Here is a 23,201-nt window from a genome sequence, read left to right on the forward strand (position 1 = left end):
ACAGCATCTAGACTAAAACTCATGGCTTCTTCGACCAGCACCCCGACCTTCCCGTCCATCGTCCCGCCGGACGAGGCCACGCGTAGTCGCGCCGAACAGCTCCGCACCACTGCGCCGACGAGCGCGGGCATTCCGGCCGGTTCGCTGGGAAGACTGGAAGACGTCGCCACCTGGATTGCCTCCTGCCAGGGTTCCGCCCCCGCTACCCCGCTGGATGCGGCGGGACTGATCCTGGTCACGGGCGAGCACGGGGTTGCCGAGGCGCACCCGGAGATCTCTGCCCTGCCGACCGACTTCAACGCGCAGGTACTCCAGGCTCTGGCCGATGCGACAGCCCCGGTTGTAGATGCCTGCCGGGCGGCACGGGTATCTCTTTCTATTATCGACGCCACGCTGGGTAAGCCCTCCGGCCCCATCGACACCGCCGACGCGTTGAGCCCTGAAGACTACGAAAAGCACCTGGCACGCGGCATGCGGTTTGCCGACCAGGAGGCGGACAAGGGCACGTCGGTGCTGTTGCTGGGCGATCTGGGTCGCGGGCTGACCACGGTGGCGGCCGCCGTCATCGGCAGCGTGTGCAGTGTGGAGCCGGTGAAGATCATTGGCCGGGGATCCGGCATCGATGACGAGGCGTGGAAGACAAAGGTCGCGGTGATCCGCGACGCGATGTTCCGAGCGCGGGACGATAAGGCGGTCGCCGAGCGTGTGCTGCAGCAGATCGGCTCGGCGGACCTCGTGGTGATGGCGGGAATTCTGGCGCAGTCGGCCGTGCGCCGCACGCCGGTGATCTTCGACGGCGTGGGAGCCATCGCGGCGGCGCTATGCGCGCAGATGCTGGCGCCAGGTGCGGCCGCGTGGTGGCTGGCGGCCTCGGCGGGTACGGAGCCCGCTGCCCTCCCCGCACTCAACGCGCTCGGGTTGGAGCCGCTATTGGATGTGCGCCTGGGCGCCGGCCAGGGGCTCGGCGCCGTACTGGCGCTGCCGATGGTTCGCTACGCGGTGGCGGCCTGCTCCACCAGCGTGTAAAGCCAGCCGTGCTCGTCGGCGATACGGCCGTTCTGGATACCCGTCAGCTGCTCGCGCAGGCGCATGGTCACCGGACCGGTCTGGCCGCCGTTTACCTGGAACTCGCCGGACTCGTCCTTGACGGTGCCTACCGGGGTGACGACCGCGGCGGTGCCGCAGGCGAACGCTTCGGTCATGGCGCCGGACTTCGCGGCCTCCTTCCACTCGTCGGTGGAGATGCGGCGCTCCTCTACCTTGTAGCCCAGGTCCTGCGCCAGTTCCAGTAGGGAAAGGCGCGTAACGCCCGGCAGTAGCGAACCGGACAGCTCGGGGGTAACCAGCGTGACGTCGTCGGCACTGCCGAAGACGAACGCCAAGTTCATGCCACCCATTTCCTCGATGTACTTGTGCTCAGCTGCGTCCAGCCATACCACCTGGTCGCAGTCCTCCTTCTCGGCGGAAGCCTGGGCCGCCAGAGAGGCCGCGTAGTTGCCGGCGAACTTCGCCGCGCCGGTGCCGCCGGGAGCCGCTCGGGTGTAGTCGGTGGAAAGCCATACGCTCACCGGGTTAATGCCTCCGGAGAAGTAAGCGCCCGCCGGAGAGGCGATAACGAAGTAGGTGTAGCTGCTGGCCGGGTGCACGCCCAGACCCACCTCGCGGGAGATCATAAAGGGGCGCAGGTACAGCGACTCCTCGCCGCCTCCCTGTGGCACCCAGCGCTGGTCGATGTCCACGATCTGGCGCAAGGATTCCAGGAACAGCTCTTCCGGCAGCTCCGGCATGGCGATGCGAGCCGCGGAGTTCTGGAAGCGGCGAGCGTTCTGCTCCGGGCGGAAGGTGACGATCTTGCCACCTTCGCCACGGTAGGCCTTCAGCCCCTCGAAGATGGCCTGGCCGTAGTGAAACACGCTAGAGGCCGGATCCATCTGGATCTGCTGGTAGGGCTCCACGCGGGCATTGTGCCACCCCTCGTCGGCGTTCCAGTCGATGGCGACCATGTGGTCGGTGAAGTACTTGCCGAAGCCCGGGGCGCTCAGGATCTCGGCGATCTGCTCCTCCGTCGCCGGGTTCTGGTTGCGGGTCACGGTGAACTCCACCTGGGAGCCGCTGCGCTGTGCCGGAGTGTTCGTCTGGGGGTTTTCCTTCGGTGTAGTCATGAGTCCCAGAGTACTCTGCCGATTCCCCGTCAGTGTGAGGGGCTTAACAATTGCAGGGGGTTTGTCGCCCTTCAGTCGTCGCACCCGCGTTTCTGGGTAGAGTTAAACCAGCGAATTCAGATTTTGAAGGCTTCGCCCGATTAGTAGTTATTAATAAGGAGCAGTCGATCCCACTATGACCGCCACCAACTCTTCCGCGCCCATCGCCGGCCTGCCCTCCCGCGGCTACATCCCGCAGGTGTCTTTGGTGCAGACCGATTCCGCGCTTGACGATAACGCGACCGAGACACCTTCGGTGATCGATACGCTGGTCATCCCGGTCTTCGAAGGCGAGGCGGGTCTGGAGCTTACTGGTGCTCCTATCGACGCCCTTACGGCCGAACAGCAGCTGGAAATGTGGAAGCTGCTGATCTCCGTCGGCGCCACGGGAACGGCTGGCGAGGTGACGGTGGTTCCTAACCTTCCGGCCGAGTCGCGCAGCGAGGTTGTGGCCACCGGAAACCTGTCCGCTCAGGTGCAAGAATCCACCCAGGAGCCGGGCACGGTGGAGGGTGTTATCGAGGCCGGCGCTGGATCCACCGGCCCGGAGAAGATCCTGGCAATCGGTATGGGGCCGGCCGATGAGGTTTCGGCGGAAGACGTTCGCGTGGCCGCAGGCGTGGCGTCTCGAAGCATTAAGAAGCCCCACCAGAGCGAGGGCGAGCCGCGCGGCGCGCGAGTAGTGAGTGCCCTGGGCCTGCTGGGTGCCGAGGCCGCACTAGTCGGCCACGCTCTGGGCGCTTACGAATACCGCGGGCTGAAGACCACCGCCCCTACCCCGGCGGTCGAGTCGATTGAGGTGCTGACTGCCGAGGATCCGGCGGACACCCTAGAGCACGCCCTAGCTACTGTGCGTGCGGTGGCGCTGGCACGCGACCTGGTTAATACCCCATCTAACGTGCTGTACCCGGAGAGCTACGCGAACATCATCGCGGCAGCCGCGGAACACGCGGACGTGACCGTGGAGGTGCTGGACGAGGCCGCACTGGAGGAGCAAGGTTTCGGCGGCATCCTGGGCGTGGGCCAGGGCTCGGCGCGCGGGCCGCGCCTGGTGCGCCTGGACTACAACCCGGACAAGATTGCCGAAGATTCCCCGCGTGTGGCACTGGTCGGCAAGGGCATCACGTTCGATACCGGCGGGATTTCCCTGAAGCCGCCGGCGAAGATGTGGAACATGATCTCTGACATGGGTGGCTCCGCGGCCGTCGTGGCGGCGGTGATCGCCGCCGCTGAGCTGAACATTCCGGTGCACGTCACCGCCACCGTCCCGCTGGCAGAGAACATGCCCGGCGGAGAAGCCACCCGCCCGGGCGATGTGCTGCGCCACTACGGTGGCACCACCACCGAGGTGCTGAACACCGACGCTGAAGGCCGCCTGGTGCTGGCAGATGCGATCGTGCGTGCCTGCGAGGACAAACCGGACTACCTGATCGAGACCGCCACCCTGACCGGCGCGCAGATGGTGGCGCTGGGCGACCGTACGCCGGGCATCATGGGCTCTATGGACTTCCGCGACCGCGTGGCGATGATTTCCCAGCGCGTGGGCGATGCCGGCTGGCCTATGCCCCTGCCTACGGAGCTGGGCGAGGCGCTGAAGTCGGACGTGGCGGACATCAAGAACATCTCCGGTAACCGCTGGGGTGGCATGTCCGTGGCTGGCCACTACCTGCAAAACTTCGTATCCGAGGGCGTGCAGTGGGTACACATCGACGTCGCGGGCCCGGCCTACAACGACGGTGCCCCGCACGGCTACACCCCCAAGCGCGCCACCGGCTCGCCGGTGCGCACCATCATCGCGGCGCTGGAAGACATCGCCCTCAAGGGCTAGAGCCGGTGAGCTGGCCCGCCCTCAAGGGCTGGAGCCAGTGAGCTGGCGCTGACCCCCTAGTCGCCTGCTTGCCCCTCCTGCTCGGCGCGGCGCCGCTCGAACTGAGCGCGCCGTTCGCGCTGCTCCAAACGCTTCTTAATCATCCGGTCCCGCTCAATACGATCGCGCATCCGCTGCGGGTATCCGGTTTCCTCCGCGAAGTACAGCGGAATACCGACGGTGTGGGCTACCTTATCGATACCCTTCGGCCCGCCGATGCGGCGGCGCGTCCACTCACCCTCGCTATCGACGAGCACCACAGACATCTCGTTGACGATAGTTTCCGGCTCTACGAAGCCCTCCACACCCCGGCGGGAACCGGCCCACTCCTGCAGGTAATTCAGGTCCTTGGGGCGGATCGTCTCCCCCGGCGCACGCGGCGGTCGGGTGGAGCTGTTTTTGTTCCGGCCGAAAAGATTAAACACGCTAAGCGATTCTAGTTCACCTACCCGGCGGTTCCCCAACGGTGTGCGGAGTCGGTGAGGAGGCGTCATCAAAAAGGCAGGGGTGAGGGGTGCGCGACGGCGCAGAGTCAAGGCGCGTAGACTTAGGTAGTATTTCAACCAAATAACCACAGCTGATATCCGTTTAGCTTGAGGAGCTTCAAACACCATGGCGTACTCCGTCGAAATGCCCGAACTGGGCGAGTCCGTAACCGAGGGCACCGTTACTCAGTGGCTGAAGAAGGTCGGAGACAAGGTCTCCGTCGACGAACCGTTGCTGGAGGTATCGACCGACAAGGTTGATACGGAGATTCCTTCCCCTGCGAGTGGTGTGCTGCTAAAGATCATCGCCGACGAGGACGACACTGTGGACGTTGGCGCCGTTATCGCCGAGATCGGTGAGGAGGGCGAGGAGCCTTCTGGTTCGGACGCCGACAGCTCCAACGACGACAACTCCAGCGAAGCGGCCGAGGGTGACGAGGCCGACGCTTCCGAGGAGTCTGGTGCGGAGTCTGGTTCCGCTTCCGAGTCCGCCGGTTCCGGCGAGGCCGAGGACGTCACCATGCCAGAGCTCGGCGAATCCGTCACCGAGGGCACCATCACCCAGTGGCTGAAGAAGGTCGGCGACAAGGTCGAGGTCGACGAGCCACTGCTCGAGGTCTCCACCGACAAGGTCGACACCGAAATCCCCTCCCCGGTCGCAGGCACCCTGGTAGAAATCCTGGCCAACGAGGACGACACCATCGACGTCGGCGAAGTCATCGCCCGCATCGGCGACGAAAACGCAGCCGCTGGCTCCGCCAAGCCCAAGGCCGACGAGGACAAGGCCGACGAGGAGTCCGCTGATTCCTCCGACTCCAGCGAGACCAGCTCCGACGAGTCCGCCAACTCCTCTGATTCTTCCGAGTCCTCCGACGACTCTGGCTCTGCTTCCGAGTCCGCCGGTTCCGGCGAGGCCGAGGACGTTACCATGCCAGAGCTCGGCGAATCCGTCACCGAGGGCACCATCACCCAGTGGCTGAAGAAGGTCGGCGACAAGGTCGAGGTCGACGAGCCACTGCTCGAGGTCTCCACCGACAAGGTCGACACCGAAATCCCCTCCCCGGTCGCAGGCACCCTGGTAGAAATCCTGGCCAACGAGGACGACACCATCGACGTCGGCGAAGTCATCGCCCGCATCGGCGACGAAAACGCAGCCGCAGGCTCCGCCAAGCCCAAGGCCGACGAAGACACGGCCGACAAGGCTGACGAGAAGAAGGAAGACAAGCCGGAGCCAAAGAAGGCTGAGCCTAAGCAGGAAGAAAAGAAGGCCGAGGCTAAGCAGGCCGAGGAGAAGGCTGAGGCCAAGACCGAGACCAAGTCTGAAGCAAAGTCCTCCAAGCCGGCAGCGAAGCAGTCCAAGCCGGCCGAGGGCAACCTGCCGTACGTCACTCCGCTGGTACGCAAGTTGGCTGAGAAGCATGGCGTCGACCTGTCGAGCGTTGAAGGAACCGGCGTCGGCGGCCGTATCCGCAAGCAGGACATCCTGGCCGCAGCGGAAGGCACCTCCGCATCTGGCTCCGCTGCATCTGATTCTTCTGCGAAGTCCGCTTCCCCGGCGGGCCCGCGTGCATCCTCCTACAAGGTTGACCCGGCTAAGCAGGAGCTGCGTGGCACCGTCAAGAAGGTCAGCCGCATCCGCGAGATCACCGCGAAGACCACCCTGGATTCCCTGCACGCTGCAGCCCAGCTGACCCAGGTCCACGAGGTGGACATGACTCGCGTTGCCGAGCTGCGCAAGGCCAACAAGCAGGCTTTCGCCGACAAGCACGGCGTGAACCTGACCTACCTGCCGTTCTTCGCAAAGGCTGCCGTCGAGGCCCTGATCTCCCACCCGAACGTCAACGCTTCCTACAACGCGAAGACCAAGGAGATGACCTACCACGAGCACGTGAACCTGGGCATCGCCGTCGACACGGAGGCTGGCCTGCTGAGCCCGGTTATCCACGACGCGCAGGACATGTCCCTGCCGGAGCTGGCCAAGGCCATCGTGGACATCGCTGACCGCGCACGCAACAAGAAGCTGAAGCCGAACGATCTATCCGGCGGCACCTTCACCATCACCAACATCGGCTCTGAAGGCGCCCTGACCGATACTCCGATTCTGGTTCCGCCGCAGGCCGCCATGATCGGCACCGGCGCCATCGTGAAGCGCCCGGTTGTTCTGAGTGAGGCCGACGGAGAGGCCATCGCTATTCGCCAGATGGTCTTCCTGCCTATGACCTACGACCACCAGGTCATCGACGGCGCTGACGCAGGCCGCTTCATGTCCACCCTGCGCGACCGCCTGGAGAACTCGGACTTCACCGAGGATCTGGAGCTCTAAGTTAGGCTCTAGCTGCAGCCAGCCAGCTACAGCTTTAAGCCAACTGACCAGGCGCAACGCCGGCCCCGTTACCTGCGGGGTCGGCATTTTGTTTTGTTGGGTGCCGAATTGCCACGGGCGGTAGCTCGGCACAGTAGCTCGGGACAGGGGCTCCGGACGGTAGCTCGGCGCAGTAGATCGGGTTACCTCATTCAGCAGACCTAGCTCTATACCCACCTCTGGAGCTCTCCCTCCTACCGCAAAATCCCCCACGAGCAGCCTCCAGAGCCCTTAAATGTCGGAAAAGTTGCAGTTTGTTAATGCTAAAGGTTTTCAATTATGAATATGCGCAGGTCAGGGCGTTTTTGGAAAAGTGGAAACCGATCCCGGTTTGAGAAAATGCAACTTTTCCGACATTTAGCGGCCTCCAGCAGGCGCTGACCACCGGAGGCGCCAGCATCAGCGCCACCATCGGGCACTCGGCAGCACCGCAGCACCACTGGAGTATCATCGCCACCATGGGATTCCAGCAAGGCAGCATCCGCAAAGCAAATACTGGCGCCACTAGCCCCATCGCAGCCAGCTCCGCCACCAACCCCACTACAGCCAGCTCCGCCTCCGCAGCCGACATCGACATCCGCGAACTCGGCACCGTTGACTACGAGGCCACTTGGCACCTCCAGGCAGACCTCGCCGCCCAGCGTGCCGAAGGCAAAATCCCAGACACCATCCTGCTACTCCAGCACCCGCCGACATACACTGCCGGCAAGCGCACCGAGGAATCCGATCGCCCCACCAACGGCCTCCCAGTCGTCGACGTCGACCGCGGAGGCCGCATCACCTGGCATGGACCCGGCCAGCTCGTTGCCTACCCCATCATTCAGCTGGCCGATCCGGTGGACGTAGTCGACTATGTGCGCCGCCTCGAACAGGCGCTAATCCAGACCTGCGAAGACCTAGGCCTCCCAGGCACCGGCCGCGTAGAGGGGCGTTCGGGCGTGTGGCTGCCTGCGGGCGTCGTAAATAATGAGCTTAAGCCCGCGCGTAAGATCGCCGCGATCGGCATCCGCGTCACCCGCGGCGTGACCATGCACGGAGTATCCCTGAACTGCGACAACACCATGGAATACTACGACCACATCGTGCCCTGTGGGCTGGCCGATGCGGGGGTCACGACCCTCACCGAGGAGCTGGGGCACGACGTTAGTGTGTCGGACGCCCACTCGCTGCTGGCCAGGCACCTCGTCGACGCTCTCAACGGCGACTTGCAGGTGGATTCTTAAGTATCCCCCGGCGTAGGCTAGTCGGCATGAGTGTGACCGCAGATGGACGCCGGATGCTCCGCATCGAGGCGAAGAATGCCGAAACCCCCATCGAGTCGAAGCCTCGGTGGATCCGCACGACCGCGAAGGTCGGACCGGAGTATCGGGATATCAAGAATCGCGTGAAGGGCGCTGGCCTACACACCGTGTGCCAAGAGGCCGGCTGCCCGAACATCAACGAGTGCTGGGAAGACCGCGAGGCGACGTTCCTCATCGGAGGCGATACGTGCTCGCGCCGCTGCGATTTCTGCCAGATTAAGTCCGGCCGCCCGTCCCCGCTGGACCTGGACGAGCCGCGCCGCGTGGCGGAGAATGTCCGCGAGATGGGTCTGCGCTACGCCACCATCACCGGCGTGACTCGCGACGACCTGGATGACGAGGGCGCATGGCTATACGCCGAGGTCGTGAAGAAGATCCACGAGCTCAACCCGAACACGGGTGTGGAGAACCTAACGCCGGACTTCTCCAACCGCCCGGAGCTTCTGAAGGTCGTCTTCGACTCCCAGCCCGAGGTGTTCGCACACAACCTGGAGACTGTGCCGCGCATTTTTAAGCGCATCCGCCCGGCGTTCAAGTACGAGCGTTCTCTGGAGGTCATCCAGGCTGCGCACGACTACGGCCTGGTGACGAAGTCCAACCTGATCCTGGGCATGGGTGAAAAGAAGGAGGAGGTTCGCGCTGCCATTAAGGACCTGGCCGACGCTGGCACCGACATCCTGACGATTACGCAGTATCTGCGCCCGTCCTCCATGCACCACCCGATTGAGCGGTGGGTGAAGCCGGAGGAGTTCATGAAGCACTCCGACGCTGCGTACGAGCTTGGCATCAAGGCCGTTATGTCCGGCCCATTGGTGCGTTCCTCCTACCGCGCGGGTCGCCTGTACGCCCAGGCTAAGCAGGCGCGCGGCGAGGCTATTCCGGAGAACTTAAAGCACCTGGAGGAGACTCTGGATTCCACCACTTCGCAGGAGGCCTCTACCCTGCTGGAGCGCTACGGTGCGTCGGAAGATACGCCGGTGACTGCGTCGCGTCGCTAGCTGCGCGATGCGCTGGCGCTTAGGCTAGTGTGCGCTGGCGCTGAGGCTGCGCGTGGCCAGGAGCATCACGGCGGGGCACTTTCGCCCCGCCTTTATTCATGCCTTATTGTTGATCCCATGGCGAAGGATAAAAAGGACGTAAGGGTCAAGGAAGACAAGAAGGCCGCCAAGGCTGCCAAGAAGGAGCAGCGCAAGCAAACGCGCTCCCAGCTGTGGCAGGCCTTTAAGCTGCAAAAGGGGCGGGATAAGAAGCTGATTCCGTTCATGGTGTTGGCTTTCCTGATTCCCGTTGTGCTGTTGCTGCTGCTCAGCCTAGTTTTCGGCTGGTGGTGGCTGAACCTGATCGTCGGCATCATGATCGGTGTGATTGCGGCGATGTGGGTGTTCTCCCGCCGTCTGCAGTCCGGCGTGTACGACCAGATTGAGGGCGAGGCCGGAGCCGCCGCATGGGCTCTGACCAACATGCGTGATGGCGTAGGCATGAAGTGGATCACGGAGCCTGGTGTGGCGTCCAACACCCACATGGACGCAGTGCACCGCGTGGTAGGCACCCCCGGCATCGTGCTGGTCGGCGAGGGTGCACCGCACCGCCTCAAGCCAATGATGGCGCAGGAGCGCAAGAAGCTCGCGCGCATCGTGGGCAAGACCCCGATCTACGACGTGGTCGTCGGCGAAGACGAGGGCCAGGTGCCGGTAAAGAAGCTGCAGAACCACTTGATGCGCCTGCCGCGCAACGTTAAGAAGAATGAGGTAGACGCCCTTAATTCCAAGGTCGAGTCCATTTCGCGACTAAGCAACCCGAGTAACAACATGCCGAAGGGTCCGGTGCCGAAGGGCGCCAAGATGTCCGGCATGAATCGCCGTGCCCGCCGCGCGGCACAGCGCGGAAAGAAGTAGTTCTAGAAACAAGCGCCTGGTGCGGGCCAAGTACCGCCTAGCGCGTGCGAATAACGGCCGTGCCGGTGGCGCGGTCGTGCATACCGCGGCCGTCAGTGTCCTGGATGATCGGGGGGAACAGGAAGACCGTCAGCAGTGTGCGCACTACAGACCGCCACAGGCCCACGCGCTCATCCGGCTGGTCGATGCGTGCCACGCCGAGCCCCACGATGGCGTGCCCCGGCGACTGAGCGAACAGCCAGACGGTGAGCACGCGCCACACAACGAAGAAGATCATCGCGGCGGTGGCGGAATCACCCAGCGCACTCGTCATAGAGACGACGAACCAGGCCAGGCCGTAGCAGGCCAACCAGTCGATCAGTAGGGCGCCGAGTCGGGGGAACAGCGGGGATAGCGAGCCCGGGCCTTCCTTGGGCAGCCCCAGGCGTGCGCCGGGGTACGGGCTGAGTTCGGCGAGATCTTCGTTTTCGCCTGGTACTAGGGGGCCTTCAAGCCAGCTACGCGATTCACTCATGATGGTTTAGAGCCTAGCTTCCCCCAAGTTGGTGGCACAATTTTGTATATTTTTGCCTGAACCTTCGCCCAGTATGCGTAGGATCAATGGTGTTGCTTTTATATGTTGTCGCAACAGTTTGAGATTCCCACTGCAAGGAACGGAAGAAATTACAGTGTCATTCAAGAGTGCAGAAGAAGTCGTCAAGTACATCAAGGACAACGACGTCGAGTTCGTGGACGTTCGCTTCACCGATGTGCCCGGTATCGAGCAGCACTTCACCATCCCTGCTTCGGAATTCGACGAGGATGCGATTGAGGAGGGCTTGGCCTTCGACGGTTCGTCCGTCCGTGGGTTCACGACCATTGAAGAGTCGGACATGAACCTGCTGCCAGATCTGCAGACTGCCCGGATCGATCCGTTCCGCAAGGCTAAGACGCTGAACGTGAAGTTCTTCGTCCACGATCCTTTTACCCGCGAGCCGTTCTCCCGCGACCCGCGTAACGTTGCCCGCAAGGCGGAGCAGTACCTGTCCTCCACGGGCATTGCGGATACCTGCTTCTTCGGTGCTGAGGCAGAGTTCTACCTGTTCGACTCCGCTCGCTTCGAGACGGACACGAACCGTGCGTTCTACGAGCTGGACTCCGTTGAGGGTTGGTGGAACCGCGGTGCGGAGGTCAACCCGGACGGCACCCCGAACCTGGGCTACAAGACCCGCATGAAGGGCGGCTACTTCCCCGTCGCACCGTACGATCACTACCAGGACCTGCGCGACGATATGTCCCGCAACCTGGCAAACGCTGGCTTCAAGCTGGAGCGCGCGCACCACGAGGTCGGCACCGGCGGCCAGCAGGAGATCAACTACGAGTTCAACACCCTGCTGCACGCTGCGGATGACCTGCAGTCCTTCAAGTACATCATCAAGAACACTGCTTGGCAGGCCGGCAAGTCCGCGACCTTCATGCCGAAGCCGCTGGCTGGCGACAATGGTTCGGGTATGCACGCTCACCAGTCCCTGTGGAAGGACGGCGAGCCGCTGTTCTACGACGAGTCCGGTTACGCCGGCCTGTCCGACATTGCCCGCTACTACATCGGCGGCATCCTGAAGCACGCTGGCGCTGTGCTGGCCTTCACGAACCCGACGCTGAACTCTTACCACCGTCTGGTTCCGGGCTTCGAGGCTCCGATTAACCTGGTGTACTCGCAGCGTAACCGTTCCGCTGCAGTCCGCATCCCGATCACGGGCTCCAACGCGAAGGCGAAGCGCATCGAGTTCCGCGCTCCGGACCCGAGTGGTAACCCGTACTTCGGCTTCGCCGCGATGATGCTGGCTGGCCTGGACGGCGTGAAGAACCGCATTGAGCCGCACGCTCCGGTCGATAAGGACCTGTACGAGCTGCCGCCGGAGGAGGCTAAGGATATTCCGCAGGCTCCGACCAGCCTGGAGGCTTCCCTGAAGGCTCTGGAGGAGGACAACGAGTTCCTGACCGAGGGCGGCGTGTTCACCGACGACCTGATCGACACCTACATCGCCTACAAGTACGACAACGAGATCGCACCTGTTCGCCTGCGCCCGACGCCGCAGGAGTTCGAGATGTACTTCGACTGCTAGTTGCTGCTTAAGCTGCTCTAGCTTTTTGACGCCGCCGGCTGCTTATCGGCTGGTGGCGCAAAGCAAGCGGTGATGACCTGCTAGTTGGCAGGTTGTCACCGTTTTTATTTTTATGACGCCACCTCGTGGATGTCGTTCGAAGGGTATTATTCACTCGCCCTCTCCCCTGCTCAACAGAACAGGTTGGTTTGAAGGCGCCGGCGAAGGAACTATTGCGTCGAACTGAAAATCAAGATGAGAAGTGGTGGGTGGGACTTTAAGCTGTGCTTGTCACTCAACGAAAAGCACCACGTGATCACCACTCGTCGTCGTACACTCCTCACTCCAGTTTTCGCCCTCAGCCTCATCAGCGTTTTCGGCCTCACCGCTTGCGGCGGTGAAGACACAACCGCTGAACCGTCCACCACTACTGTCACCAGCGCTCCTTCTAGCGAGTCCGAGAGCTCAGAACCAGAGACCGCCACGGTTACCAGTGCGCCCGAGGACACACCGCCCCCGCCCACCACAGTCACCAGTACGCCGGAACCCGCGCAGCAGAGTAGCCCTGCTGCCGAAGAGAACACGCAGCCAGAGGAGCAGGCTCCAGCTAATCAACCCAGAGCCACTTCTCCAGTGCAAAAGCAACCACCGATGGGTAATCAGGGAGCAAGCCCCGACTGCCCCGCCTACCGCTGTGGCTACGGTACTGCTCCTAATGGAGCTCCGAGTTTGACCAGTGGCGAGAAGCAACAGCTGGCTCGCTGTAATTCGGGCGAGTACAACGCTCCCCAGGTCTGTGCGAATCTGCGCCTCAAGGCCCAGCGGGCGGGACAGAACTAGCTTGGCACAGCGCCACCCTCCAGTGGCCTCTCGGAATCGACGCGGCGCCAAATTTCCTCCGGTTATGCCCCGTGACTGACCTCACTCAGTGTCCGGCACGCCCCCGCACTGGGGCCGATGCCTCGTCGAAGTTGCGGCTCTTAAGCCACTCCACCGAACAGCGCGCCAGCACCGTACGTGAGCGCCAGGCCCAGGCCGCCACCGATGACCAGGCGGACCATCGAACGACCTACGCTCGTGCCGGCGATCTTCGCCGAAATCAGCCCCGTCAGCGCCAGCGAGAAAATCGTCACTGCGGTGACCCCCATGCCTGCGTGCCCGTCGGCGCCAGGAACACCGAAGCCATCGGCAGGGCTGCACCAGCCAGGAAGGACAGCGCGGAGAAGAATGCTGCAGCCCACGCACTGGTCAGCTCGTTCTGGTCAATGCCCAATTCCAGCTGCAAGTGGGCTCGCAGGGCATCCTCCTTATGGATTTCCCGGGCAGCTTCGAGAGCTGTATCCCGGTTAATGCCGTAGCCGGAAAGAATCCCCGCGAGTTCCTCCAGCTCCTCCTCGGGAGCCTCCCGCAACTCCTGCCTCTCCTTGGCCACCAAGAACTGCTCGGAGTCCCGCTGAGCGGACACGGACACAAACTCCCCCAAAGCCATGGACACCGCGCCTGCAATGGTGGCAGCCAGGCCCGCCATCAAGATGGCCTTATCTCCCGCGCCGGTGGCAATCATGCCGATAAGCAGGGCAGCAACGGAAACAATGCCGTCGTTGGCGCCCAAAACTCCGGCACGCAGGGAGTTCATCTTCGCTGCATCACCGGCGTCGTGAAGCTCCTGGTGAGCGCCGGGAACAGTGGAAAAGGGTGGTTTTCCTCATGAGCGGAATATTAGCCGACTGATTCACAAGCTCCGGGTCTACTGCCGCTGCTATGCACCAGTCCCACTGGAACTCACTGCCCGACGCAGCTGCTGCTGCGCATAGTCAAACAAGATTCTTTCCTGCTCAACGCGCAAGCACCCGCCCGCAGAACGCCCCCGGAGATAGTCCAATGCCAAGCGCTCCCCGTAGCTCAACAGCTCAGGCTCGAACCGGCTAGGTTGCGGTTCTTCCACCGCAAGATCAACGTGGTCACGAACCGTATCCAGGTCCATGAGGACAGATCGCGCATGAGGCACGTATCGCCTGACGAGTTCCAGGATATAGAAACCATGCGAATCTAGATCTCCCCAATAAAGAACTTGCTTCGCCTCTAGCGATGGCATCTGCTGGACGATCCTGGCAGCGTTCAATCCACCACCGAAGATCGCGACCGTCGCGGGCAAGTCTGGCAAGGCAAGGAAACTCTGGTGATTTTCAACGATAAGAACTCGCGCCCCCGGGATCTCACGGAGTTCTGCCGCCGGACATGCCAAGTGCCGAAAACCGCCAATTCCCAGTGTCGGGTCAAGGCTGCGGACCTCCACCAACTGGGGCTTCGGCTTGAAGTTCAGTGGCCCGACCACCGCTTCAACGACCGCCCTGTGTGCCTCGAACCATTTGCTATCGACACCAAAGATTGGCAATTCGCGAATATAAAAGTCGCTGACCTCGTGCTCGTGAACCCACCGGACAACAGCAATGAACTGCTCCACAGTCGTATCATTCCAGTCGTCCCACGCAGAAAGTTGCCTGATGAGCTCAGGTCGAACGCTCTCCCCCAATTCCGTGCAGAAACGGTCCAAGACCGTGCGGAGGCGTTGCCAATGATCGAGTTTGCCGGCCACGCGAGCCGCAGTATCCGCGTCCGCGAGAACAACTCGCCGGGGCAGCGAATAAGTCCCCAAATAGCTGAGCTTTTTATCCTCCCACTCGACGGTAATTGAACTGCGGTTCCACTGTGCCACCCAGGCTCTCACGGCAGCGCCGTCATCACGCTCTGCCGACCTTCCAGTCGGCGGATCCAGGTTGATGGTCAGCATCTTGAATTCCCCGGCCAACCAGCTGCGGTGGTTACGTGAATAAAAGACCGCAGCGCGTTGGCGCACCTGATCAGGAGTCTTCATCCTGGACCTCCTCGATCGTCAGAGAACTCGTTCGCGATCGCTTCCGGTCTGGGCATTCCACCATCAGCACACCCCCGATGTAGTCCTGCACGGTCTGCAGCAGCTTCTCGGGCGTGGCCAGAATCATGTGGAAACCAAAGCGGCGAAAGGCCTCCATCGCAGCCCGAGTGAACTCCGCATCCGCACGATCAAAAGCTTCATCCAGAACGATCGTGCCGAATCGCGGATAAATATCCTCCCCCACCCGGACAATGGATTTCTTTTCTTGTGCGGCTGGCAACCCCATCCCAGTCAGCCTGTAACGCAAGGCTGCAGCCAGGCAGAAGGAGGACAGCTTTTGGGCTTGGCCGCCCGAGAGTCCTTCCGACGAGTCATAGACCGCACCGCGCGTTCCATCCTCGCTGTATTCCACTCCCAGGAACTTCACGTGTTGCCTCGTATCCAGACGCAACTGGCGATCACGAGTTGTCGTACCGTCCGAGACCGTCACTGCGTCGATCACCGCCTGCAGCTTATGGAATCGGTGCTCGCTCTCCTCCTGATCAGCTTCATTGATAATCCCTGCTAGTGCGGAATCCAGAAGTTCAACGAAATTGCGGGCGATCGCGGGCTGTGCCTCCCTCACCTCGATCGTCAGGTAAGCACCCGGATAGAACTCGACTTCCGCAAGTGAATCATTAATCATCTGGATCGAGCTGCGAGTCTTCGCTGTCGCGTCACGGATTAAACGGCGCAGCCGACCCAGATGCTTGTGGGTTTCGTCTTGCAGCATGTCCCGGAAACGCTGTTCAAAACGGGGCAAGTCGTCTGCTTCAAGCCTGCCCAGTTCCCGAAGAAAGTCCTGCTCCCACTCCATATCCGCCTTGAGGTCACCCGCCCGATCAGGCCAGCGCACCAAGTAAAGGTTCATTGCGTTGACCAGATCACCACAATATTTGGTGAAGTGCGCATTGAGGTCTGCAAGCTGATCTTCGATACCACGAATGAGGCGATTGTTGAGCGCATCGATGTTATCGGGCCGAATGGTGCGGTCGATAGCCGTGCAACGTTCTGTCAGACGGGTCGCAACGTCCTCAGAGACGGTCTTCCCACCTCGGCGATTCCGAATCTTCTCAAGCGTTTCTTCTGCCTGCTCCAGGCGAACTTTGGAGACACTAAGCTGGTTCCGCTGTGCCATGACCTGCTCCTCGACTTTGTCGAGAGTAGCTTCCACGCCCTTCAACCTCGCTTTCAGTTCAGCCAGCTCCGCGTTTCCATCAGTGAGTTCATCAACGACTCGCTGGGCTTCTGCAAGCTCCTGGGTCACCGATGACACATCGATATCCTGAAAACGTTCCGTCTCCAATAGCCGCTCGATCGTGGCTATTTGGGCACGCCTTTTCTCCTGGCCGGCCGCGATGGCCTTGCGTCGCCGTTCAGCGTCTTCAAGTTTCGCCACGATGTCGCGCACCGCTGTTTGAAGGGCATCGATCTTGTCAGCGAGATTGCCCCACAGCACCCAGTTCGAACGGTCATCGATTCGGCGGCGATCATCCTTAATGTGATCGTTGCGGTTATGTTTCACCTGACCCTTTGCAGTCACCGCCCGCCGGGCAGCACGAAACTCTTCCACAGAGCCGCAGCATAAGTAATCGAACTTCGTAGAAAGTTGGGTCTGGATCCAGTCGTGATACCGCCCGGACTTTACGTTGATTTTCAGCCCCAGTGAGTTCGGTACGAAACGGGACGGGCGCTGTTCTTCCAGATCCCGGGTGAACCTGGTGTAGCTCACTTTCGCACCGAGATAGGTGTCATCGATAGCTGAAGAAACCTGGTCATAGTGCTCGTCTGGGACAAGGATCCGCCGGGCAAACCCGCCCATCACTCGCTCTGCAGTTCCTTGCCAATGGTCTTCACCAGGCTTCATACTCACGAGGTCTGCAATGAATGGAAGGTCAGACTCCCGCACTCCAGACTTCTCTGCAATCAAGGCTCGCGCACGGAGCAACCGGTTATCCATGGCCGATTCGTATTTTCGCAAAGCCTCAAGCTCCGCGACCAGCTTGTCCTTGTTCTCGCCCAGCTCGTAAACGCGCACGTGCGCCTGACCCAGCTTTACGTATTCTGTTTCATATGCAGCACTCAACCGCTTCCGCTCTTCACGCAACTGCAGCACAAGGTTGGTGAATTCCTCGACACTGCCGGGCTTTGCAGCCCCAATGGATTTGAGCCGGGAATTGAATGCCTCTTCCTCTTTGGTCACTCGCTCCAGCCGGTCCTGCAAACGGTCACGCCGAGCCTGTGCAGAAACCAAGGCAGAATCCTGCGCTCCATGAATCAACGTGCGCAGTTGATCTGCTTGCGCCCGGTGTGCATCTCGAACCCCGGTGGCTTCTTCAATCTTCGCGCTGACTGTCTTAATCTCGGAAGTCCACTGATCCCGCTCCTGTTCGGCGAAACGCTGCCGCCACTCGTCGACGAAGGTTTCGACGCCGTCTCGGTCCTCCTTTACCGTGGTCAGCCTGTTTTCGACCCTTGCACGCTTCTCTGCTGCCACGCGCACCGGTGCCAGTTGCTCAATCTGTTCACGAGTTTTCACCACCGACTCATACGCCGTTCGGAGGTCTGTGAAATTCTCCGCTGCTTGCTCCGCGATCTCGAAGGTCTCTGGTTCGGGCAGCATAAAGGTACGCATCAAGTGATTAAGATCGCCGAGCGTTTTAGCCGATTGCGTTCGGTTCAGCAGGTCCAAAGCACCGGCATCGGCGATCCCCACCGCTCGGCGCAGCGCCAAACTGAACTTCGGATGATTTCGACTGACGTGCAGGGCATCGCTGTATGTCTTCTTCGCCTCACTAACCGGCAAGTTCTTCTGTGCCAGATCCTCAAACTCTGTCAGATCGGCGGCCCGAGGGAGCAAAATGTAAAGATCCGTGATTTCCTGGCGCGAATAGGCGTTAGCGGGCAAAAACATCAACCGGCAAGCGGTTACGGTCTCCCCTGCCCCATCGCTATAGCGTAGAGCGACGCCCGTCCACGTCGCACCTGTTCGAAGGTAGGACTGCGTAAGTTCGTCCGCCTCGATCGAGTGCTCGCGGCGCCAGGCACCGCGGCAGTAGGTAACCAAGTTACGGCCCGAGTGTGCTTGGTTATCAGCCGCAGCGTTGAAACGAATCTTGCCGGGCGGAACAAGAATCGTCGAGATCGCATCAATCAGCGTCGACTTACCGGAACCTGAAGGGCCTGTGATGAGGAAGCCCTCCCGCGGCACCTCGACACAGTGAAGGTTGTCGAATGTTCCCCAGTTATAAACCTGGATTTGGGAGAGTCGGAATTGGCCAGGCAGAGTCGTCGTCATTGTTCTTCCTCCAGGAGAGCTCGGAAAGACTCGGTGACAGCGGCGATTTCTTCGCTGGAAAAGATGATGCGCAGCACCGGGGACACCTCGAAACGCCCCTCGGTCGGGGTGCTGGCAATAATCGAGTAGCTCTTCAGCTTGTTCCACGCTGCAGTAAAGCGCTTACGCTGCGTGGACTTGTCCGTGCCGGCGTGGCCTTGATACGGCAGGGTCGCCTCAAAAACCTCACCCTCATCCACGATGGTTCGCTCGTTGGGGCTCGTCGTCACCAGCTCACGGCGCAGGTGGAGAATCACCACCGTGTCCATAAAAGTCAACGACTGTTTGCGTAGCAGCGCACGCTTTTCAGGGACATCCGCTTCCCACGCCTTTGTGTAGGCAACCCCTGCATGCTCGTCGAGAATGAGAGTGAGGAAGAGATTATCCAGCTGTTGGGCAAGAATCTCACGTGAGTTGGATATCGCAGCAAACACATCTGGCGATTTCACGCTCGACACGTATGGGCCGCGGATGAGTTCCGCCAGGGCACGACGCTGCAAGCCTGTCAAGGTTCCAGTGTCGCCTTCATACAGTTTGTTTTCCATTTAGATGCGCCCAACCTTCCTCCGAAATTCGAAACGCTCATACCGCCCTTGATACCTTTTCCCGCTTGGTCTCTCCCACTGCAGGACTTCTGTACCGTCGGATCTTTCGCCGTGATCATGCGCAAGTTTGATGAGCCCCACCACACTCGCTAGCCCCTGAGTGGCAGGGTGCTCTTCCAAGACTTCCCGAATCGATGCTTGCCCCTTTCTGCCGAGCACATCGTTGATTGCGTCGCGCAGTTCCTGCCAGTCAATTTCTGATTCCCGGATACGCCGACGCATCTGTTCGACGTCGATCTCGCCTGACTCGTTGACTTCCATTGACCGCTCGATGCGGTATTCCTTCGGGTTGTGTAATTCCCAACTGGAAAGCGACGTCGGTTGCCGCGTCGTCAGCTCGAGCTCGTAGCCGATCTTCTCGTAGGGCGCGATCCCTCGTTTTGCGAGCTCGAGCGCTTGCTGCTGCGCCTGATTGATTGCCCGTGTGAGGGCCTGCTGCGATTCTGCTTCTCGGGACTGCACGAAGCGCCTTAGGGACCGCGATAGGCCCGTGAGCGAAGTATGCACCTGTCCCGAAGAGGAATCGAGCATGTCTACCAATTGCGCGATCTCGTTCCGCTCTTCCGGGCCGAGCTGCTCCATGAAGTCCCGCGATTGCACTGAATCCATCACGGCATCGAGTTGCTTTGATTGCTCCGGGTCAAGGAAAAGCTCATAGAAGGAGTTGAATGCCCGTCCCGCTTCTGATTCTGCGATCAGATCTACACCACGGAAGACATTGTCCAGTACCTCACCAGCGTTTAGCTGCCCTTCGACGAGCGATTCTCGGAGTTCGTGATCGACATTCTCAACCTCCTCCCGAACGCGGGAGAAGTCGGTGGGCAAATCCCTCGCCAGAGCCAGAATTTCCCGTGCCCTCTCCACTGCCTCTTCGTCGGAAATCACGCCGACACCGTTCATGCGGATGTTGTCGATACGGTCTTGGATCTGATCTCGCTGAGCTTCCAGGCGACCAATCGCTCTCGCTTCGTCGGGATCTGTTTCAGCCGCCAGATCCTGGAGATTATTGAATAGAGTTCCGAGGCGGGATTTGGTCACCACCCGCTGAGGACTGATCAACTGCTGGACATAGTCGATAGCAACGTGCGCGTCCGTGGTGAGCTCGTAAAACTCTTCCCTCGAGCCCTGAGGGCTGCGCCTCGTGAGGTATCCGAGTTTCACCCAGTCATTGATATAAGCCACGGCTGACTTGGGCAGCTCCATATTGGTCTGTTCCCGAATATCGATCAGCAAGGACTCCACTGCTAGGGTGAGCTCGGATCCGGCGATCTGGCGATTACCTGCTTGGAAGACAGCACTTAAGACAGAAAGAACAGCTGGGGCGTTATGGGCACGAAGCATCGCCCAAGCAGGTACCGAGTCCGCAAGGCGGATCATCGCCAACGCATCTGCCACCACAGTTGTCCGATTCATGTGCTCAATCTAACAAGCGCTGCAGACAAGGATTCAAGAATATCGAACATCTCGGCGCCAACTAAGGGTTCGATGCTCATGCGCACGCCCTCAGATTGGCACTGCTGTACGACAAAGGCTTTGGGCAAGTGCACCGGTTAGCCCACGGCTGCCCCGCGTCCTGGTGCGAGAACTTGGGCTAACCTCGGGGCAACCCACCCCGCTCCTGGTGCACGTGTCTGGCTACATCGCCAGCCGGACCTAACCGGAGCGTGGATCCAAAGAGAAAGGCATGCCCCCATGGAACTGAACCGCGACAAGGGCGAAGAATTCGTCCGCGAGACCCAAACCCCAGAATCCGCCGCTGCGTGGAAGAAGCAGCTCGACGAGTTCGCACCCGGCGCGTCCGACTGGGTTGTCGAGGCCGTCTTCGGCGGAACCTACCAGCGCGATGGCATTACTCTCCGCGACCGTCAGGTGCTGAACATGGCTGCCCTGGCTGCGATGGGTGGCGTAGAGCCGCAACTCACTGGCCACATCAAGACCGCTGTGGACGTCGCAGGCATGAGCCCAGAAGAGGTGGCCGAATGCTTCGTGCACCTCATGCCTTACGTCGGCGTGCCGAAGACTTTGGCCGCGATGCGCTGCATGAAGGCCGCCCTCGAGGGTTAATGCTGCCGGGGGGAGGCCTGGCCGCTTATTAGCGCTTGGCAGTCGAGATCAACCCGACTGTTTCTTTCTCCGTTGACGGCGCGAGAAGTACGTCACCGCGGATATAACAACAATGGCCACGAGGCAAACAATGAAAACCCACCACTGCCCAACAGCGGGCAGAAGCGCAAAAAGGCTTGGGACTGCCAGAACTGCGGCTGCTAACGCGATTAATTCATTGCGTTCGTCGCGCCGCTCTTGTTTACGCTTATGAGCGTCTGCCTCGATGCCATCAAGTCTGATACGTGCGAAGTTGTACTGGGTTGTGTAGACGTTCTCACGTATCTCAAGTTCGCCGACGATGTCATCAAAGTCTCCCCGTGCACCTGTCTTTTCCAACATATGCTGCAGAATGGTGGTCGCTACGTCGCGTCCGGGGACTCGCTCGTACCAGAGGTGATCGCGCACATAGACTAGTTCCGCTTGTATCTTTGCGAATTTCCGGAGACTGCCCTGCAGCTTTTGGTCCGCGCCCCTTATCTTCTCGAGGGTTCCAGCATTGCCCTCAGAGCCGGAGCTTTCCAAGACATTGAGCGCTTCCGGACCGAAAGATAGTTGGCGAAGTTGTTCGCTAATGCGCCCCAGATAATTATCTGCTCTAAGCGCTAAAATAGCCAAGTCTACAAAGCGAGTCCCAGCCAGCATAAAGAAATTATTTTGCGAGTTTTCTAGCGGTGCCCGGCGCACCACTGCCAACCCCTCCTCGCAGGAGTGAATAGTCCAATCACGATAGCGGGACACGAGGCTTCTGTTTATAGAGCCATCGCGGAAATAAGGTATTTCTGTTGTGTACCGGTCGAAACGGGAAGCAAAGTACCATGCCCATTGGTCGTTGAGCATCCAGTTCTCCCCCGTCTCCTCAGATGCATCCGCGATGGGGGTTGGCAGGGCAATGTCTGTACGGCCCGGGATAGCCATCGTGACGCAATAAGGTTTAGGAGACTGGCGCCCGTGGTTCGCTTTTGTTCCTCTACCGGGTATTTTGAAGTATCCGCCCTTGGTGAGATCCCACGGAGCGTGAGTTTCCGAGCCAACGAATAGCTGTTTTTCCACAACCTTCACGGCAGCTTCCAATAGGCAAACACTAGCCTTGTTGTTAGTCAGTGGTGAGCCAGTGAGTTCTTCAAGTAGCTCTCTTTGTCTCGCTTCTCCGTTGCCTTCCTCCGCAATCAGGGTCATTTTTTCTCGTGGTTTAGTCAACGACGCAGTAGCTTCCTCCAGCGCTTTTCCGGAGCAATTTTCCGCGACGGCATGGACGACGAGAAAATTCTGTTCGAAGTTACTAGGTTCGCCACTTTCAAGGTCATAAAGGCATGGCCCGGAGTATTGCAAGTACTCGGCACACACAAACTTCAAGGTCGCAAAGGGGTGCCCGGTGTCGTCCAAAGCGAAACGCAGCGGATACGTCTCCATTTCTGGTGCCTGCTGCTTGCCTTCCGTCGTTAGGTCAGGCTCAAAAACGAGGCGATGCGCGACGACCTTGGCAGGATTAGTAGATGCATCTGAGATCCACTCCGCGGGATCCCCACCAGACGTCGGTACAGCATCAACCGCACCCGCCCCCATAGAGCTGGCTAGGGGTTCACGGAAGTACGACCCAGCACTCTTATGGAAAACGCGGGGTACATATTTGTAATCAACTTTATTACCCCAGAACTGGCGAACGAAGTCCCCTTTTTCATCCCGTTCTGCGAACTCAATCTTCTTAATCCCGCGAAAACGACCGGGCACCCAAGCCTCGGGCCAATCGAAAGCCTCCGATAATTCGGGCACTGGAAGAACCACCGCGAAATGCGCAAGGCGCCACTCCGGCTGAGAGCCGTAGACATAACCCTCCGGAAGATGGAACTCCGCTCCCTGGATTTGATACCAGTTGGAATTCCGAGCATTGTTCGCCTCGGTGAACTCGTCGTTTATCCCCATATCACAAAAGCCTCCGTGATCTTCGAACCACCTGTGCCCCAGGCTACAACAGCACTTCAGAAGCCTATCCACTTTGAAACCATCACCACCCCTGAAATAAGGTCACCCTTAGTAGAGCTATGCT

General features: G+C 60.4%; 16 protein-coding genes and 1 pseudogene. 8 read left to right on the plus strand and 9 right to left on the minus strand.

The annotated features are described in order from the left end of the window. The first annotated feature begins 21 nt into the window (after positions 1–21). Positions 22–1,026, plus strand: a complete 1,005-nt coding sequence (locus ACKFRT_RS05015) for a nicotinate-nucleotide--dimethylbenzimidazole phosphoribosyltransferase (RefSeq protein ID WP_408925977.1) — start codon at positions 22–24, stop codon at positions 1,024–1,026. On the opposite strand, the gene ACKFRT_RS05020 is transcribed toward ACKFRT_RS05015, so the two are convergent. Further along, a complete protein-coding gene (locus ACKFRT_RS05020) occupies positions 993–2,162 on the minus strand; it encodes a branched-chain amino acid aminotransferase (RefSeq protein ID WP_408925978.1) in 1,170 nt (389 codons plus the stop codon). The genes ACKFRT_RS05015 and ACKFRT_RS05020 overlap by 34 nt on opposite strands. A gap of 175 nt (positions 2,163–2,337) precedes the next feature. On the opposite strand from ACKFRT_RS05020, the gene ACKFRT_RS05025 reads away from it, so the two are divergent. Further along, positions 2,338–4,029 (plus strand): leucyl aminopeptidase, encoded by a 1,692-nt coding sequence (locus ACKFRT_RS05025; RefSeq protein WP_408925979.1) that lies wholly within the window; start codon positions 2,338–2,340, stop codon positions 4,027–4,029. A 56-nt stretch (positions 4,030–4,085) separates the two neighbouring features. Here the strand turns inward: ACKFRT_RS05025 and ACKFRT_RS05030 are convergent, their stop codons facing one another. Next, positions 4,086–4,493 (minus strand): oxidoreductase, encoded by a 408-nt coding sequence (locus tag ACKFRT_RS05030; RefSeq protein WP_296213646.1) that lies wholly within the window; start codon positions 4,491–4,493, stop codon positions 4,086–4,088. A 187-nt stretch (positions 4,494–4,680) separates the two neighbouring features. On the opposite strand from ACKFRT_RS05030, the gene sucB reads away from it, so the two are divergent. The 4 genes from sucB (at position 4,681) to ACKFRT_RS05050 (ending at position 10,111) form a co-directional block, all read left to right on the plus strand. Beyond that, complete coding sequence (gene sucB / locus ACKFRT_RS05035) at positions 4,681–6,876, plus strand: 2-oxoglutarate dehydrogenase, E2 component, dihydrolipoamide succinyltransferase (protein WP_408925980.1); 2,196 nt, start codon at positions 4,681–4,683, stop codon at positions 6,874–6,876. Positions 6,877–7,373: 497 nt separating this feature from the next. Beyond that, positions 7,374–8,138: a lipoyl(octanoyl) transferase LipB gene (gene lipB / locus ACKFRT_RS05040; protein WP_408925981.1), complete on the plus strand. Its 765-nt coding sequence runs from the start codon at positions 7,374–7,376 to the stop codon at positions 8,136–8,138. Between the two features lie 26 nt (positions 8,139–8,164). Beyond that, positions 8,165–9,214, plus strand: a complete 1,050-nt coding sequence (gene lipA, locus ACKFRT_RS05045; RefSeq protein ID WP_408925982.1) for a lipoyl synthase — start codon at positions 8,165–8,167, stop codon at positions 9,212–9,214. A 117-nt stretch (positions 9,215–9,331) separates the two neighbouring features. Then, on the plus strand, positions 9,332–10,111 hold the full coding sequence (locus tag ACKFRT_RS05050; protein WP_408925983.1) for a DUF4191 domain-containing protein: 780 nt from the start codon (positions 9,332–9,334) through the stop codon (positions 10,109–10,111). Between the two features lie 37 nt (positions 10,112–10,148). On the opposite strand, the gene ACKFRT_RS05055 is transcribed toward ACKFRT_RS05050, so the two are convergent. Then, positions 10,149–10,625, minus strand: a complete 477-nt coding sequence (locus ACKFRT_RS05055; RefSeq protein ID WP_408925984.1) for an RDD family protein — start codon at positions 10,623–10,625, stop codon at positions 10,149–10,151. Positions 10,626–10,779: 154 nt separating this feature from the next. Here ACKFRT_RS05055 and glnA point away from each other — a divergent pair, with 154 nt between their 5' ends. After that, positions 10,780–12,216 carry a type I glutamate--ammonia ligase gene (glnA, locus tag ACKFRT_RS05060; protein ID WP_408925985.1) on the plus strand — a complete coding sequence of 479 codons (1,437 nt, stop codon included), beginning with the start codon at positions 10,780–10,782 and terminating at the stop codon, positions 12,214–12,216. A gap of 959 nt (positions 12,217–13,175) precedes the next feature. Here glnA and ACKFRT_RS05065 read toward each other — a convergent pair. From ACKFRT_RS05065 to ACKFRT_RS05085, 5 genes and pseudogenes are all read right to left on the minus strand, one after another. Next, positions 13,176–13,831 (minus strand): annotated as a pseudogene (locus tag ACKFRT_RS05065) (VIT1/CCC1 transporter family protein). Positions 13,832–13,954: 123 nt separating this feature from the next. Continuing rightward, the gene (locus ACKFRT_RS05070) at positions 13,955–15,070 is read right to left on the minus strand and encodes a DUF3322 domain-containing protein (protein WP_347934146.1); all 1,116 of its coding nucleotides are present in this window, start codon (positions 15,068–15,070) and stop codon (positions 13,955–13,957) included. Then, positions 15,057–18,407 (minus strand): ATP-binding protein, encoded by a 3,351-nt coding sequence (locus ACKFRT_RS05075; RefSeq protein ID WP_408925986.1) that lies wholly within the window; start codon positions 18,405–18,407, stop codon positions 15,057–15,059. Before ACKFRT_RS05075 ends, ACKFRT_RS05070 begins: the two co-directional genes overlap by 14 nt. After that, positions 18,404–18,991 (minus strand): DUF4194 domain-containing protein, encoded by a 588-nt coding sequence (locus ACKFRT_RS05080; protein WP_034978096.1) that lies wholly within the window; start codon positions 18,989–18,991, stop codon positions 18,404–18,406. Before ACKFRT_RS05080 ends, ACKFRT_RS05075 begins: the two co-directional genes overlap by 4 nt. Beyond that, positions 18,992–20,464, minus strand: coding sequence for a DUF3375 domain-containing protein (locus ACKFRT_RS05085; RefSeq protein ID WP_408925987.1), 1,473 nt, complete (start codon positions 20,462–20,464; stop codon positions 18,992–18,994). It lies immediately after the preceding gene. A 279-nt stretch (positions 20,465–20,743) separates the two neighbouring features. On the opposite strand from ACKFRT_RS05085, the gene ACKFRT_RS05090 reads away from it, so the two are divergent. Further along, complete coding sequence (locus tag ACKFRT_RS05090; protein WP_408925988.1) at positions 20,744–21,115, plus strand: carboxymuconolactone decarboxylase family protein; 372 nt, start codon at positions 20,744–20,746, stop codon at positions 21,113–21,115. A 48-nt stretch (positions 21,116–21,163) separates the two neighbouring features. Here ACKFRT_RS05090 and ACKFRT_RS05095 read toward each other — a convergent pair whose 3' ends face one another. Next, positions 21,164–23,077 (minus strand): hypothetical protein, encoded by a 1,914-nt coding sequence (locus tag ACKFRT_RS05095; RefSeq protein WP_408925989.1) that lies wholly within the window; start codon positions 23,075–23,077, stop codon positions 21,164–21,166. Positions 23,078–23,201: the final 124 nt, after the last annotated feature.

The organism is Corynebacterium jamesii (assembly GCF_046097395.1).
GTDB lineage: Bacteria > Actinomycetota > Actinomycetes > Mycobacteriales > Mycobacteriaceae > Corynebacterium.

Excerpts from the sequence above, each read along its gene's own strand:
- ACKFRT_RS05080 (WP_034978096.1), bottom strand. The coding sequence starts at position 18,991 with ATGGAAAACAAACTGTATGAAGGCGACACTGGAACCTTGACAGGCTTG.
- lipB (WP_408925981.1), top strand. The coding sequence starts at position 7,374 with ATGGGATTCCAGCAAGGCAGCATCCGCAAAGCAAATACTGGCGCCACT.
- ACKFRT_RS05050 (WP_408925983.1), top strand. The coding sequence starts at position 9,332 with ATGGCGAAGGATAAAAAGGACGTAAGGGTCAAGGAAGACAAGAAGGCC.
- ACKFRT_RS05070 (WP_347934146.1), bottom strand. The coding sequence starts at position 15,070 with ATGAAGACTCCTGATCAGGTGCGCCAACGCGCTGCGGTCTTTTATTCA.
- ACKFRT_RS05025 (WP_408925979.1), top strand. The coding sequence starts at position 2,338 with ATGACCGCCACCAACTCTTCCGCGCCCATCGCCGGCCTGCCCTCCCGC.
- ACKFRT_RS05015 (WP_408925977.1), top strand. The coding sequence starts at position 22 with ATGGCTTCTTCGACCAGCACCCCGACCTTCCCGTCCATCGTCCCGCCG.
- ACKFRT_RS05085 (WP_408925987.1), bottom strand. The coding sequence starts at position 20,464 with ATGAATCGGACAACTGTGGTGGCAGATGCGTTGGCGATGATCCGCCTT.
- sucB (WP_408925980.1), top strand. The coding sequence starts at position 4,681 with ATGGCGTACTCCGTCGAAATGCCCGAACTGGGCGAGTCCGTAACCGAG.
- ACKFRT_RS05075 (WP_408925986.1), bottom strand. The coding sequence starts at position 18,407 with ATGACGACGACTCTGCCTGGCCAATTCCGACTCTCCCAAATCCAGGTT.
- ACKFRT_RS05090 (WP_408925988.1), top strand. The coding sequence starts at position 20,744 with ATGGAACTGAACCGCGACAAGGGCGAAGAATTCGTCCGCGAGACCCAA.
- lipA (WP_408925982.1), top strand. The coding sequence starts at position 8,165 with ATGAGTGTGACCGCAGATGGACGCCGGATGCTCCGCATCGAGGCGAAG.
- ACKFRT_RS05095 (WP_408925989.1), bottom strand. The coding sequence starts at position 23,077 with ATGGGGATAAACGACGAGTTCACCGAGGCGAACAATGCTCGGAATTCC.
- ACKFRT_RS05055 (WP_408925984.1), bottom strand. The coding sequence starts at position 10,625 with ATGAGTGAATCGCGTAGCTGGCTTGAAGGCCCCCTAGTACCAGGCGAA.
- ACKFRT_RS05020 (WP_408925978.1), bottom strand. The coding sequence starts at position 2,162 with ATGACTACACCGAAGGAAAACCCCCAGACGAACACTCCGGCACAGCGC.